The sequence below is a fragment of the Streptomyces sp. NPDC127108 genome (assembly GCF_042677545.1).
Lineage (GTDB): Bacteria > Actinomycetota > Actinomycetes > Streptomycetales > Streptomycetaceae > Streptomyces.
The window spans coordinates 1-12,852 of the sequence record NZ_JBHXTE010000074.1; the positions used below are offsets into that span (position 1 = coordinate 1).

12 protein-coding genes are annotated in these 12,852 nt (G+C 70.7%); all 12 read right to left on the minus strand.

Annotated elements, in window-relative coordinates; all coding sequences use genetic code 11:
* Positions 1-255 precede the first annotated feature (255 nt).
* The 12 genes from ACFVHO_RS38555 to murF all read right to left on the minus strand — a co-directional run bounded on the left by ACFVHO_RS38555 (position 256) and on the right by murF (position 12,849).
* Positions 256-1,392 (minus strand): DivIVA domain-containing protein, encoded by a 1,137-nt coding sequence (locus tag ACFVHO_RS38555; protein ID WP_385725191.1) that lies wholly within the window; start codon positions 1,390-1,392, stop codon positions 256-258.
* 55 nt (positions 1,393-1,447) lie between these two features.
* On the minus strand, positions 1,448-1,732 hold the full coding sequence (locus ACFVHO_RS38560) for a YggT family protein (protein ID WP_030361669.1): 285 nt from the start codon (positions 1,730-1,732) through the stop codon (positions 1,448-1,450).
* Positions 1,733-1,812: 80 nt separating this feature from the next.
* On the minus strand, positions 1,813-2,451 hold the full coding sequence (locus ACFVHO_RS38565) for a cell division protein SepF (RefSeq protein WP_380838367.1): 639 nt from the start codon (positions 2,449-2,451) through the stop codon (positions 1,813-1,815).
* A gap of 128 nt (positions 2,452-2,579) precedes the next feature.
* The gene (locus ACFVHO_RS38570) at positions 2,580-3,299 is read right to left on the minus strand and encodes a YggS family pyridoxal phosphate-dependent enzyme (RefSeq protein WP_385725192.1); all 720 of its coding nucleotides are present in this window, start codon (positions 3,297-3,299) and stop codon (positions 2,580-2,582) included.
* Between the two features lie 6 nt (positions 3,300-3,305).
* On the minus strand, positions 3,306-4,046 hold the full coding sequence (gene pgeF, locus ACFVHO_RS38575; protein WP_385725193.1) for a peptidoglycan editing factor PgeF: 741 nt from the start codon (positions 4,044-4,046) through the stop codon (positions 3,306-3,308).
* Positions 4,043-5,269: a cell division protein FtsZ gene (gene ftsZ / locus ACFVHO_RS38580; RefSeq protein ID WP_385725194.1), complete on the minus strand. Its 1,227-nt coding sequence runs from the start codon at positions 5,267-5,269 to the stop codon at positions 4,043-4,045. The genes pgeF and ftsZ overlap by 4 nt, the downstream gene beginning before the upstream one ends.
* A 276-nt stretch (positions 5,270-5,545) precedes the next feature.
* Positions 5,546-6,373 (minus strand): cell division protein FtsQ/DivIB, encoded by an 828-nt coding sequence (locus ACFVHO_RS38585; protein ID WP_385725195.1) that lies wholly within the window; start codon positions 6,371-6,373, stop codon positions 5,546-5,548.
* A 16-nt stretch (positions 6,374-6,389) separates the two neighbouring features.
* The gene (gene murG, locus ACFVHO_RS38590) at positions 6,390-7,484 is read right to left on the minus strand and encodes an undecaprenyldiphospho-muramoylpentapeptide beta-N-acetylglucosaminyltransferase (RefSeq protein WP_030361675.1); all 1,095 of its coding nucleotides are present in this window, start codon (positions 7,482-7,484) and stop codon (positions 6,390-6,392) included.
* A 6-nt stretch (positions 7,485-7,490) separates the two neighbouring features.
* Positions 7,491-8,804 (minus strand): putative lipid II flippase FtsW, encoded by a 1,314-nt coding sequence (ftsW, locus tag ACFVHO_RS38595; protein WP_385725211.1) that lies wholly within the window; start codon positions 8,802-8,804, stop codon positions 7,491-7,493.
* A gap of 141 nt (positions 8,805-8,945) precedes the next feature.
* Positions 8,946-10,358: a UDP-N-acetylmuramoyl-L-alanine--D-glutamate ligase gene (gene murD / locus ACFVHO_RS38600; RefSeq protein WP_385725196.1), complete on the minus strand. Its 1,413-nt coding sequence runs from the start codon at positions 10,356-10,358 to the stop codon at positions 8,946-8,948.
* Positions 10,355-11,425, minus strand: a complete 1,071-nt coding sequence (gene mraY / locus ACFVHO_RS38605) for a phospho-N-acetylmuramoyl-pentapeptide-transferase (protein ID WP_289951949.1) — start codon at positions 11,423-11,425, stop codon at positions 10,355-10,357. Before mraY ends, murD begins: the two co-directional genes overlap by 4 nt.
* Positions 11,422-12,849 (minus strand): UDP-N-acetylmuramoyl-tripeptide--D-alanyl-D-alanine ligase, encoded by a 1,428-nt coding sequence (gene murF, locus ACFVHO_RS38610; RefSeq protein ID WP_385725197.1) that lies wholly within the window; start codon positions 12,847-12,849, stop codon positions 11,422-11,424. Before murF ends, mraY begins: the two co-directional genes overlap by 4 nt.
* Positions 12,850-12,852: the final 3 nt, after the last annotated feature.

A 12,852-nucleotide genomic window follows, 5' to 3' on the forward strand; every position in this document is an offset into this window, starting at 1 on the left:
CCACCAATGATCTTGGTGGGCCCGGGCCTTCGGCGTTGCGTGCCCGCGCACAGATGAACGTTTCTGCCGACGCGGAACGGTATTCAGCCCGTCCGGCGTTTGAGGACGAGGCCGAAGGCCGATCCACGGCCACCGACGCCCGCGGCGCCCCTGCGGCATCCCAGGCCCCGGGGGCACGGCAAAGGGCGAGGCCCCCGGATCCCCGGGGGCCTCGCCCTGTTACAGCTGCCGACGCCTACGGCGTGGTGGAGGCCGTCAGTTGTCGTCCTCGTCGATGAGGAATCCCCGCATCGGGGACGGAGCCTGCTGCATCGGCTGCTGGCCCTGCGGCCGCACCGGCGCCATCGGCTGCGTCATCGCGGGCGACATCTGCTGCTGCCCGCCGTAGGACGGCGCGCCCGCGGGCTGGTTGCCGCCCATCGACTGGTTGCCGCCGTAGGACGGGGCACCCGCGCCGGCCGAGGCCATGGAGGGCGCCGGGGACGGCGGCAGGGAGGCGGTCGCCGGGGTCCGCGGCGGGGCCAGCGAGTCGTCGGCCTGGGTCTCCAGCTGACGCAGCTGCGACTCCAGGTAGGACTTCAGTCGCGTGCGGTACTCGCGCTCGAAGCCGCGCAGGTCCTCGACCTTGCGCTCAAGGGTGGCGCGGGCGGACTCCAGGGAGCCCATCGCGACACGGTGCTTCTCCTGCGCGTCCCGCTCCAGGGCGTCGGCCTTGGCACGGGCGTCCCGCTCCAGGCCCTCGGCGCGCGAACGGGCCTCGCCCACGATCTTGTTGGCCTCGGAACGGGCCTCCGCGATCGCCTGGTCGGCGGTCTGCTGCGCGAGCGAGAGCACACGGGCGGCGCTGTCGCCACCGGGGCCCTGGCCGGGCTGCGGAAGCTGCGGGCCGTGACCGCCCATCGGGCCGCCCATGGGGCCACCCATCTGACCCTGCATCTGGCCCTGGCCCATCGGACCCGGACCCTGGCCCATCGGACCGGGACCCTGCGGACCGCCCTGCGGGCCGTGGCCGCCGGGGCCCGGGGGAAGCTGCGGAGCGCCGCCCGGCAGCTGGGGCGGGCCGCCCATGGGGTGCTGCTGCTGCGGCGGCACCGGCTGCGGGCCAGATATTGCGGCGGGCACGGGGGCGCCGGGACCTCGCTGGTCCTGCGGCCCTTCGGGGCCACCGGGACCGCCGGGGCCCTTGCGCATGCCGCCCTGCTGCTGGTTCTGCGCGGCCGCGCGCGTGGCGGCGGCCAGCTTGGCTCGCAGATCCTCGTTCTCACGGAGCAAGCGGGTCAGTTCGGCTTCGACCTCATCGAGGAAGGCATCGACCTCGTCCTCGTCATAGCCTTCTCGGAGGCGGACGGTCGTGAACTGCTTGTTCCGCACGTCCTCGGGGGTCAGCGGCATCTCTTCACCTCAACGTAGTCGTCGGCATTCGGCAAGAACGTAGTTGACATCGCGCTCACAGCCGGCTCACGACGGAGATCAGGATGTAGACGATGATCATCAGCACGAAGAAGGACAGGTCGAGCGCCACGCCCCCGAGACGCAGCGGCGGAATGAACCGCCGCAGAAGCTTGAGCGGTGGATCGGTGACAGTGTAGGTGGCCTCCAGAACGACCACCATCGCCTTGCCGGGTTGCCATGAGCGGGCGAACTGGAAGACGTAGTCCATGACCAGCCGGAAGATCAGCACGATGAGGAAACACATCAGAGCGATGTAGATCACTTGCAAGACCACGCCCATGTTCGTGTTTCCCTCTCCCCTGTCCTCAGTCGAGTCCGTGCTGTGTCGAACCGATAACTGCCGTCTACTGCACTTGCGTCTCAGCTCTGGTTGAAGAACCCGCCCTCTGCGATGCGGGCCTTGTCCTCCGCCGTGACATCGACGTTAGCAGGCGACAACAGGAACACCTTCTGCGTCACTCGCTCGATACTGCCATGCAGGCCGAAGACCAGACCGGCGGCAAAGTCGACAAGTCGCTTCGCATCCGTGTCGTCCATCTCCGTCAAGTTCATGATCACCGGGGTGCCTTCGCGGAAGTGTTCCCCGATGGTACGGGCTTCGTTGTAGGTCCGGGGGTGAAGTGTGGTGATGCGGTAGGGCTCACGCTCGGACACGACCTTGGGCATGATCACCGGTGCGTTCTTCTCCAGGCTCTGGCGTTCAGGTGTGATGGATGCCACGGGGGCGATTCGCGCCGGACGTCCCGATTCAGCGGGAAGCGAAGCGGCGCGCGGCGCCGGTTCGCGGGGGGCGGGCGGCTGCACCACTCGTACCGATTCGTCCCGGTCCAAGTCCCGGTCCGCGAGGTGGGACTGGTGCGACGGCTCGTGCCGTCGGCGGTCGCGCTCGGGCTCCGGCTCGGGCTCGAAATCGTCGTCGGGGTCGAAGCCCCGACCGTCGTAACCGTCGTCCTCCACGAGGCCGAGGTAGACCGCCATCTTGCGCATCGCGCCGGCCATGCTCTGAGTCCTCCGCTCTGTGGTGGATCGAGAGGTCCGTCGTCATCAACTGCCCGCGATCCACGTGGTCTCCCGCCGAACTGCGGGAATGACCATATTTTCTGCTGTGGTCCGACTTCCTGGCGACGTTACCCGAGCCCGCGTCGGACTCCGAGTACCGCCGTACCGACGCGCACATGTGTCGCTCCGGCCGCCACGGCCTGTTCGAGGTCCGCACTCATCCCTGCCGACACCATGTTCGCAGCCGGATGGGCCACGCGCAGGGCAGTCGACAAATCCATCAGCCGCTCGAACGCCGCCTGTTGCCGTCCCGCGTATTCCCCGGTGAGCGGCGCGACGGTCATCAGACCGTCGAGTCGCAGTCCGGGGGCTTCGGCCACGGATGCGGCCAACTCCTCGATCCCGCCGGGGCCCACGCCACCGCGGTCCCCCCGCCCGTCGGCCCCCGCGTCGAGGGCGACCTGGAGCAGACAGCCGACCTCACGCCCGGCGCGCACGGCGGCCGTGGACAGCGCGGTGACCAGCCTGGGCCGGTCCACCGACTGCACCACGTCCGCGTAACCGACCACGGAGCGCACCTTGTTGGTCTGCAGCTGGCCCACGAAGTGCCAGCTCAGCGGGAGGTCCGCGCAGTCAGCGGCCTTCGGCGCCGCGTCCTGGTCGCGGTTCTCGGCGACATGGCGCACACCGAGTTCCGAGAGAAACCGCACATCGCTCGCGGGGTAGGTCTTGGTGACCACGATCAGGGTCAGTTCCTCGCGCTTGCGGCCCGCCGCCGCGCAGGCCGCCTCGATGCGCTCTTCTACTTTCGCCAGATTTCCGGCGAGTTCCGCCTTACGGTCCGTCATGCCCCATCAGTCCAACCACACATAGCCCGCGAGACGACCGGTCGTCCGGTCGCGGCGGTACGAGAAGTGATCGCCCGACTCCCGTGTGCACACCGGCGACTGCTCCCGGTCGCGCACGCCGAGCCGGTCGAGCTGCGCGTGCACCCCGGCGGTCACGTCGACCGCGGGTGTGCCCCAGCTCGTCTCGGCGTACGCCGCGGGTTCCACGGCGGCGACGTCGGCGCGCATGTCCGCGGGTACTTCGTAACAACGGCCGCAGACGGCGGGCCCGGTGCGGGCCACGATCCGGTCCGGGCTCGCGCCGAGGGACACCATGGCCTCGACGGCCGCGGGCACCACCCCGGCGATCATTCCGGGCCGGCCCGCGTGCGCGGCCGCGGCGACTCCCGCGACCGGGTCGGCGAGCAGGACCGGGGTGCAGTCGGCGGTGAGGACGGCGAGGGCGACGCCCCGCCGGGCGGTGACGACGGCGTCGACCGCCGGGATCTCCTCGCGGTCCGCCCAGGGTCCGTCGACCACGGCGACGTCCCGGCCGTGCACCTGGTTCATCCACACCACGCTCGCGGGGTCGATGCCGAGGTTCTTGGCGACGGCCTCGCGGTTGTGGCGTACGGCTTCGGGGTCGTCGCCGACCGCTCCGCCGAGGTTGAGCTCCTCGTACGGAACGGCGCTCACCCCGCCCCACCGGTCGGTGAAGGCGAAGTGGGCGCCGCTCGCGGTGCTCGTCTCGGAGCGCTGGTCTATCACTTCAGGAAGTCCGGCACGTCCAGCTCTTCGGCCTGGCTGTCCTGGTGCAGACGGGTCGAGGGGACCTGCGGCGGAGTCGCCGACGCGGCCGGGGGCTCGCTCGCCTGCACCGGCTCGGGCTGCTCGGGCGCCGGTGCGTCGTCGCGCGGGGTGACGCTGCCGAGGCCGCCGAACGCCGGGGCCGGACGGGACGATTCGGGCTGCCGGGCCGGGGGCGCCGGCTCCTCGCGCTTGGCGGACGCCGAGCCGAGGACGTTGTCCCGCTTGGACGGGGGCTGGCCGCCGTCGAAGCCGGCCGCGATGACCGTGACCCGGACCTCGTCGCCGAGCGCGTCGTCGATGACCGCGCCGAAGATGATGTTGGCCTCGGGGTGCGCGGCCTCGCTGACCAGTTGGGCCGCTTCGTTGATCTCGAAGAGACCGAGGTCGGAGCCGCCGGAGATGGAGAGCAGGACGCCCCGGGCGCCGTCGATGGACGCCTCGAGGAGCGGCGAGGAGATCGCCATCTCGGCCGCGGCCACCGCGCGGTCGTCGCCGCGGGCCGAGCCGATGCCCATGAGCGCCGAACCCGCCTCGGACATGACCGACTTGACGTCGGCGAAGTCGAGGTTGATCAGGCCGGGCGTGGTGATGAGGTCGGTGATGCCCTGCACACCGGAGAGGAGCACCTGGTCGGCCGACTTGAAGGCGTCGAGCACGCTGACCTGGCGGTCCGAGATGGACAGGAGCCGGTCGTTGGGGATGACGATGAGGGTGTCGACCTCTTCGCGGAGTTCCGCGATGCCGTCCTCCGCCTGGTTCGCGCGGCGGCGGCCCTCGAAGGTGAACGGCCGGGTGACCACACCGATCGTCAGGGCGCCGAGCGAGCGCGCGATGTTGGCGACCACGGGCGCGCCGCCCGTGCCGGTGCCGCCGCCCTCACCGGCCGTCACGAAGACCATGTCGGCCCCCTTGAGGACCTCCTCGATCTCCTCGCGGTGGTCCTCGGCGGCCTTGCGGCCGACGGCCGGGTTGGCTCCGGCGCCGAGTCCGCGGGTGAGTTCCCGGCCGACGTCGAGCTTGACGTCGGCGTCGCTCATCAACAGGGCTTGCGCGTCGGTGTTGATGGCGATGAACTCGACGCCCTTGAGACCGACCTCGATCATCCGGTTGATGGCATTGACACCACCGCCGCCGACACCGATGACTTTGATGACTGCGAGGTAGTTCTGCGGTGCTGCCACGTCGAAGGCCTCTCGCCTCGAGTTACGTGTCGCCGTCTCGCGCTTGAGCGATACGACGACTGATGCCGAATGGGACGGTCCGATACGCCGACCCGAACCCTAACGCTGAAGTTTAGGGTTACCAGTGTGTCTGTTCCCTGGACTCTTCCGAACAGGACACTAAGTCGACAAGTGGCGCACGTTCAACGAACACGCCGAACCTCCCGTTTTTCTTTTCACCCTATGTGATCAGGCTTAAGCCTGCCCATCCAGGGTGCTGGCCTGCGCTGATGTACGTCAACTCGCCGATGACGCAGGGGCGGTGGGGACGCTCACATCGAAGTGCCGTGCCTTCGGAACTGCTTTCATGAGCCCGGTGAGCGCCTCGGCCTTTGCGCGGCCCTTCTCACCGCTCCCCCACATGACCGTGCGGCCGTCGCGCAACCGCAGCGAGATGGAGTCGTACGAACGGACCTTGACGGTCCGGGTGTCCGCGGCGACCGCGCCGGGCAGGGCGGCGACCACACGGACGGCCTCACGGCGCAGCCGGGCGGCGTCGAAGCGGCGCAGGCTCGCGGCGGCGCTGCCGGAGGGGTCCGCGGCCATTTCGAGGAGCGGGGTGCCCTTCGGCGCCTTCTCGACCGTGGCGAAACGGACTCCCTTCGCGTCCACTTCGATGAACTTTCCGCCCTTTTCGATGAGCAGAACCGGCGTGCGCTCCGTCACTTTCAGTGCGATTCCATGGGGCCAGGAGCGGACGACATCAACCGAGTCAATTCGGGGCATTTCTCTCCTAAGCCGCTCTTCGATGGCCCCGGAATCGACCGAAATCAGTGGTTCCCCGACCGGTACGCCCGCGACCTCGCGCACCGCGTGCGGCTTGAGGACCACCGTCCCGGACGTCGTCACCTGCTCCACCCGCAGCCACGGCGAGCCGTAGAGCACCCAGGCGCCGCCCCCGGCGAGCACGGCGAGGGCGAGCGCCAGGACGATCAGGAGGCGCACCCGCGGCGCCCGCAGGGCCCGCGGCAGCCGCGGCCGGCGCGGGCGCGGGCGGGACGGGCGGGACGGCCCAGACCCGGCCCCCCGCCGTTCGGCGGTCGTCGGTCCGGCCCGTCCGGCCACAGTCCCCTGCCCTCTCTCACGCGTTGCGGCGTGACGCAATCGCCTCGTACACCATGTTGACGAGGAGGTCGTCGGCGTCCCTGCGGCCGAACTCCGAGGCGGCACGGGACATCTCGTACAGCCGGTGCGGGTCGGCGAGCACGGGCAGGACGTTGCCCTGGACCCACTCGGGCGTCAGCTCCGCGTCGTCGACCAGCAGACCGCCGCCCGCCTTGACCACCGGCTGGGCGTTCAGCCGCTGTTCGCCGTTGCCGATGGGCAGCGGGACGTAGGCGGCCGGCAGCCCGACGGCGGACAGCTCGGCGACGGTCATCGCGCCCGCGCGGCAGAGCATCATGTCGGCCGCGGCGTACGCGAGGTCCATCCGGTCCACGTACGGTACCGGGATGTAGGGGGGCATCCCGGGCATGTTCTCCACGTACGGCATTTCGTTCTTCGGGCCGACCGCGTGCAGGATCTGGATGCCTGCCCGCTGGAGGACCGGGGCGACCTGCTGGACGACCTCGTTGAGCCGCCGGGCGCCCTGGGAGCCGCCGGAGACGAGCAGTGTGGGCAGGTTCGGGTCGAGGTTGAAGGCCGCGCGGGCCTCCGGGCGGACCCGGGCCCGGTCGAGCAGCGCGATGGTGCGGCGCAGCGGGATGCCGATGTAGCGCGAGCCGCGCAGCTTGCTGTCGGGGGTGGAGACCGCGACCCCCGAGGCATACCGCGAGCCGATCTTGTTGGCGAGCCCGGGCCGCGCGTTGGCCTCGTGCACCACGATCGGCACACCCGCGCGCTTGGCCGCCAGGTAGCCGGGCAGCGCCACATAGCCGCCGAAGCCCACCACGCAGTCGGCCTTGGTCCGCTCCAGGATCTGCTCGGCCGCCTTGATGGTGCCGCGCAGCCGGCCCGGCACCGTGATCAGCTCGGGCGTGGGCTTGCGCGGCAGGGGCACGGCGGGGATCAGGGCGAGTTCATAGCCCCGCTCGGGTACGAGTCGGGTCTCGAGGCCGCGCTCCGTGCCCAGGGCCGTGATCCCCACGGTCGGGTCCTGCCTGCGCAGGGCGTCCGCGAGGGCGAGCGCGGGCTCGATGTGGCCGGCGGTCCCCCCACCGGCGAGTACGACATGCACCGAAATTCACCGCTCTCCGGACGAACGCGCCTTGACGCGCCGTCGCATCGTGTTCCATCTCACCCGAGGCTGCCGCATGGCCAGGGCCGCCTTCGCCGCCGGGTCCTCCCGCGCGAACGCGATGAGGAGTCCGACGGCGAACATGGTCGGCAGCAGGGCTGAGCCTCCGTAGGAGAACAGCGGGAGCGGGACACCGGCGATCGGCAGCAGACCGAGCACCGCACCGACGTTGATCACGGCCTGGGCCGTGATCCAGGTGGTCACGCCTCCCGCTGCGTACCTCACGAAGGGGTCCTCCGTGCGTCCGGCCACGCGGATACCCGCATAGCCTAGAGCCGCGAACAGGGCGAGCACCGACAGCGTCCCCGCCAGACCGAGTTCCTCCCCGGTGATGGCGAAGATGAAGTCGGTGTGCGGTTCGGGCAGTTGACCCCATTTTTCCACACTCGCGCCGAGGCCGGAACCGAAGAATCCGCCGGAGGCCAGGGCGTAGATGCCGTGCACGGCCTGCCAGCACTGGTCGCCGGGTCCGGGGTCGGTCGCGCCGATGCAGGCGAGCCGGGCCATCCGGTTCGGGCTGGTCTTGATGAGGATCACACCGAGGACGGCCGCGATGCTCAGGACGCCCGCGAACAGCCGTGTCGGGGCGCCCGCCAGCCACAGCAGGCCGAACAGGATCGCGGTGAGGATGATGGCCGTGCCCATGTCGCCGCCCAGCATGATCAGACCGAGCAGCATGAAGGTGACGGGAACGAGCGGCACCAGCATGTGCTTCCACTGGGTGAGCAGCCGTTTGTCCTGTTTGCGCGCCAGCAGGTCCGCGCCCCAGAGAACCAGCGCGAGCTTGCCGAACTCACTGGGCTGGAGCTGGAAAGGGCCCCCCAAATAGATCCAGTTCTGATTGCCGTTGACGCTGCGCCCTATCCCGGGGATCTGGACGAGAACCATCAGGAAGACGGAAGCGGCCAGCATCGGGTAGGACAGCGCCCGGTGCAGCTTCACCGGCATCCGCATGGCGATGAGCAGCAGGGCGGAGCCGAGGACCGCGGCGACGAACTGCTTGCGGAAGAAGTAGGAGGCGGGCAGGTTCAGCTGCAACGCCTGGATCATCGACGCCGAGTAGACCATCACGAGGCCGAGCGCCGTGATCAGCAGGCTGCTGCCGAAGATCAGGTAGTACGCGGTCAGCGGCCGGTCCCAGGCCTTGCGGGCCCGGTCGTAGAGCCGCCGCAGCGCGCTCTCGCGGACCACCGGGGTGGCCCGCGGCCGCGCTGGTCGCTTCGGGGTGCGCGGGCTGCGCACGGAGGCGCGCCCGGCCATCAGCGGCACCCCGCGCCCGTGCGGGCGCGTCCCCAACCGGCGCGCGGCCGTCCACGAAACCCCCGCCACGACGGCGTTCCCACGGCTGCCACGTGCCCTCCTTCGGGTGCCGGGCGCCCCCGGACCACGCTGGGCCCGCCGTCAGGCGCTCGCGCCGAGTTCGCGGACGGCTGCCGCGAACGCGTCACCACGCTTGTTGTAGTTGGTGAACATGTCCATCGACGCACAGGCCGGCGCCATCAGGACGGTGTCCCCCGGCCGCGCGAGCCGCGCGGCCTGCCGTACGGCCTCGGACATCGCCCCAGTGTCCGTCCGGTCGAGGTCCACGACGGGTACTTCGGGCGCGTGTCGCGCGAGCGCTTCGGCGATCAGCGCGCGGTCGGCGCCGATCAGGACGACCCCTCGCAGCCGCCCCGCCGCGCCCGCGACCAGCTCGTCGAAGGTGGCGCCCTTGGCGAGGCCTCCGGCGATCCAGACGATGTGTTCGTAGGCCGCCAACGACGCCTGCGCGGCGTGGGTGTTGGTGGCCTTGGAGTCGTCGATGTAGGCGACGCCCTCGACGTCGGCCACGTGCTCGATGCGGTGCGCGTCGGGCCGGAAGGCGCGCAGCCCCTCGCGCACCGCCGCCGCCTCCACCCCGAACGCGCGCGCGAGGCCGGCGGCGGCGAGGGCGTTGGCGATGTTGTGCGGGGCGGACGGGCGTACGTCGGAGACCTCGGCGAGCTCCTGGGCCTGCTGCTGGCGGTCCGGCACGAAGGCACGGTCGACCAGGATGCCGTCCACGACGCCCAGTTGCGAGGGGGCGGGCGCCGTCAGCGTGAAACCGATGGCGCGGCAGCCCTCCTCGACGTCGGCCTCGCGGACCAGGTCCTCCGTGGCCTTGTCCGCGACGTTGTAGACGCAGGCGACCTGGTTGCCCTCGTAGATGCGGCCCTTGTCGGCGGCGTACGCCTCCATGGAGCCGTGCCAGTCGAGGTGGTCGGGCGCCAGGTTCAGGACGGCGGCCGAGTGGGCGCGCAGGGAGGGCGCCCAGTGCAGCTGGTAGGAGGACAGCTCGACGGCGAGGACGTCGTACGCCTCGTCCCCTTCGAGGACCACGTCCACGATGGGCGTGCCGATGTTGCCGACGGCCGCCGTGCGCAGCCCGGCCGCGGCCAGGATCGACGCGAGCATCTGTGTGGTGGTGGTCTTGCCGTTGGTGCCGGTGATCGCGAGCCAGGGCGCGGCGTCGGGGCCGCGTAGGCGCCAGGCGATCTCGACGTCGCCGACGACGTCGACGCCCGCATCGGCGGCGGCGGTGAACAGCGGTGACGAGGGCTTCCAGCCGGGCGAGGTGACGACGAGGTCGGTGCCCTCGGGGAGCGTCTCGGCGTCCCCGAGGCGGACGGCGATCCCGGCGGCCGCGAGCTCGGCGGCCCGCGCCCGGTGGGTCTCGCCGTCGCCGCCGTCCACGACGGTCACCGCCGCGCCGAGGCCCGCGAGCGCGCGGGCGGCGCTGAGGCCGCTCACGCCGAGCCCGGCGACGGTGACGTTCCTGCCCTGCCAGTTGCTCACTTGGTGGCCGCCCACCCTGCGTAGAAGAGTCCGAGTCCGACGATCACGCACATGCCCTGGATGATCCAGAAGCGGACCACCACAAGGACTTCCGACCACCCCTTCAGCTCGAAGTGGTGCTGGAGTGGCGCCATGCGGAAGACGCGTTTGCCGGTGAGGCGGAAGGAGCCGACCTGGATGACCACGGACATGGTGATCAGGACGAAGAGGCCGCCGAGGAGCGCGAGCAGCAGCTCCGTGCGGGAGCAGATCGCGAGTCCGGCGAGCGCGCCGCCGAGGGCGAGGGAGCCAGTGTCACCCATGAAGATCTTCGCGGGCGAGGTGTTCCACCACAGGAAGCCGAAGCAGGCGCCCATCAGCGCGGAGGCCACGACCGCCAGGTCGAGTGGGTCTCTGACCTCGAAACACGCCTCCGGGTTGGTGAGCGTGTTCGCGTTGGCGCAGGACTCCTGGTACTGCCAGACACCGATGAAGGTGTAGGCGCCGAAGACCATCACGGAGGCGCCGGTGGCGAGACCGTCGAGGCCGTCGGTGAGGTTCACGCCGTTCGACATCGCGAGGATCATGAACAGCGCCCAGACCACGAACAGGACCGGGCCGATCGACCAGCCGAAGTCCGTGACGAACGACAGCTTGGTGGAGGCCGGGGTCTGGTTGCGGTTGTCGGGCCAGTTCAGCGCGAGCACGGCGAAGCCGATGCCGACGATCAGCTGGCCCGCCATCTTGGCCTTGGCGCGCAGACCGAGCGAGCGCTGCTTGACGATCTTGATGTAGTCGTCGAGGAAGCCGACCAGGCCCATGCCCGCCATCAGGAAGAGCACCAGCAGGCCGGAGAGCGTGAACTCCCCGCCGGTGATGACCTTCGTGAGGAAGTACGCGATGAGCGTGGCCAGGATGAAGGCGATGCCACCCATCGTCGGCGTACCGCGCTTGCTGTGGTGCTCGCGCGGGCCGTCGTCCCGGATGAACTGGCCATAGCCCTTGCGGGCCAGGAGCTTGATCAGCAGGGGCGTACCGACCAGGGTCAGGAAGAGCCCGATCACACCCGCGAAGAGGATCTGCCTCATCGGCCGGCGACCTGCCCCTCCGAAGCGGCGGCGTCATCGAGCAGCGCCAGCGCGACCCGCTCGAGACCGACCGATCTGGACGCCTTCACCAGCACGACGTCTCCCGGGCGCAGCTCGCTGCGCAGCAGGTCGATCGCCGCCTGTGCGTCGGACACGTGCACCGACTCCTCACCCCACGAACCCTCGTTGTATGCGCCCAGTTGGAGCCAGGACGCTTCCCTGCCCCCGACTGCCACGAGCTTGTTCACGTTCAGCCGGACGGCAAGGCGCCCGACCGCGTCGTGCTCGGCGAGCCCGTCGTCACCGAGCTCGGCCATGTGACCGAGCACCGCCCACGTGCGCCCGCCCTCGGCCTGCGCGGCTCTGCCCATGGCCGCGAGCGCGCGCAGGGCGGCTCGCATGGACTCGGGGTTCGCGTTGTAGGCGTCGTTGACGACCGTCACGCCGTCCGGGCGCTCGGTGACCTCCATCCGCCAGCGGGACAGCGTGCCCGCCTCGGAGAGCGCGAGGGCGATCTCGTCGACGGACATGCCCAGCTCATGGGCGACGGCGGCCGCGGCGAGCGCGTTCGACACGTGGTGCTCACCGTACAGGCGCAGCCGCACGTCGCTGCACCCGGTGGGTGTGGTGAGCGTGAAGGCGGGCTGTCCGTTCTCCGTGAGCCGGACATTCTCGGCGCGTACGTCGGCGTCGGCGGCCTCTCCGAAGAGCAGCACCCGGGCCTTCGTACGGGAGGCCATCGCGCGTACGAGGGGGTCGTCGGCGTTGAGGATGGCGGCGCCGTCGGCCGGCAGTGCCTCGACCAGCTCGCCCTTTGCTTGCGCGATCTGCTCGCGGCCGCCGAACTCGCCGATGTGGGCGGTGCCGACGTTCAGGACGAGGCCGATCCGGGGCGGCGTCAGCTCGGTCAGGTACCGGATGTGGCCGATGCCGCGGGCGCCCATCTCCAGGACGAGGAACTTCGTCTCGTCGGTGGCGCTCAGCGCGGTCAGCGGCAGGCCGATCTCGTTGTTGAGCGAGCCCGGCGTCCACACCGTGGGCGCCTTGCGGTCGATGACCTGGGCGATGAGGTCCTTGGTGCTGGTCTTGCCCGCGGATCCCGTGAGGGCGACGAGGGTCGCGCCGAGTCGGGCGACGACGTGCCGGGCGAGGGCGCCGAGCGCCCTCGGCACGTCGTCGACGACGATCGCGGGCACCCCGCACGGCCGGGTGCCGAGCACGGCGACCGCGCCCGCCGCCACGACCTGGGCTGCGTAGTCGTGTCCGTCGACGCGCTCGCCCACGAAGGCGGCGAACAGGCCGCCGGGCTGCACCTCACGGGAGTCCCGGACGACCGGCGCGGTCACCTGGACCTGTGGATCCGGTATGTCGTACGTCTGCCCGCCGACGACGGTGGCGATCTCGGCGAGGGAGAGGGCGATCACAAC